Origin of the sequence: Comamonas testosteroni ATCC 11996 (genome assembly GCF_000241525.1) — a bacterium.
Taxonomy (GTDB): domain Bacteria; phylum Pseudomonadota; class Gammaproteobacteria; order Burkholderiales; family Burkholderiaceae_C; genus Comamonas; species Comamonas testosteroni.
In genome coordinates this window covers 1-1,032 of the sequence record NZ_AHIL01000034.1, presented here as the reverse complement: position 1 = coordinate 1,032, position 1,032 = coordinate 1, and the positions used below count along the sequence as shown (strand labels likewise).

General features: G+C 64.1%; 1 protein-coding gene and 1 pseudogene. Both read right to left on the bottom strand.

Going from position 1 to position 1,032, the window contains the following annotated elements; translation table 11 throughout:
- Positions 1-158: pseudogene (locus tag CTATCC11996_RS15250) on the bottom strand (electron transfer flavoprotein subunit alpha); the annotation flags it as partial.
- A 154-nt stretch (positions 159-312) separates the two neighbouring features.
- The coding region (locus tag CTATCC11996_RS15245) for an electron transfer flavoprotein subunit beta/FixA family protein (protein WP_233506528.1) at positions 313-1,032 on the bottom strand (720 nt) is incomplete at its 5' end.

The window sequence follows — 1,032 nt, the reverse complement described above, 5'->3', positions numbered from 1 at the left end:
CCGGCGATCTGGGCGGCAGCAGCGGCTGCAGCGGCGGCGCCTTCGCCAACCACCAGCACATGCACATCACCGCCGCAGGCCTTGGCGGCCGTCACGGTGTTCAGGGTCGCGGTCTTGATCGAAGCGTTGTCGTGTTCTGCAATAACGAGAGAGGTCATTTCAGTCGTCTTTCTCTAGAATTTTTCATGGTGCCTGCATCACCCGCAGCCGGCCAATCTGGCGCGGCTCAAGCGCGAGACACCGAGGAAGGGCCGCCCCGCACCGAGGGTGTCGTCCCCCTGCGGGGGATGACGCGAAGCGGCTCAGGGGGCCTTAGATGACTTTCGCTTCGTTCTTGAGCTTGTCGACCAGGGCTGCCACATCGGCCACCTTGACGCCAGCGCCGCGCTTGGCGGGCTCGGAGACCTTCACGGTCTTGAGGCGAGGCGTCACGTCCACGCCCAGGTCCTCGGGCTTGAAGGTGTCCAGCTGCTTTTTCTTGGCCTTCATGATGTTGGGCAAGGTGACGTAGCGGGGCTCGTTCAGGCGCAGGTCGGTGGTGATGACGGCGGGCGTGGACAGGGCCACGGTTTCCAGGCCGCCGTCCACTTCACGGGTGACGTTCACTTTGTCGCCGGCGACTTCGACCTTGGAGGCGAAGGTGGCCTGGGGCAGATCAGCCAGGGCCGCCAGCATCTGGCCGGTCTGGTTGGCATCGTCGTCGATGGCCTGCTTGCCGCAGATGACCAGACCGGGTTGCTCCTTGTCCACCAGGGCCTTGAGCAGCTTGGCCACGGCCAGAGGCTGCAGCTCGACATCGGTCTCGACCAGGATGCCGCGATCGGCACCGATGGCCATGGCCGTGCGCAGGGTTTCCTGGCACTGGGTCACGCCGCAGGAGACGGCGATGACTTCGGTAACCACGCCTTTTTCCTTCAGGCGCACGGCTTCTTCGACGGCGATTTCGTCAAAGGGGTTCATGCTCATCTTGACGTTGGCGATGTCCACACCCGTGCCGTCCGACTTCACGCGGACCTTGACGTTGTAGTCCAC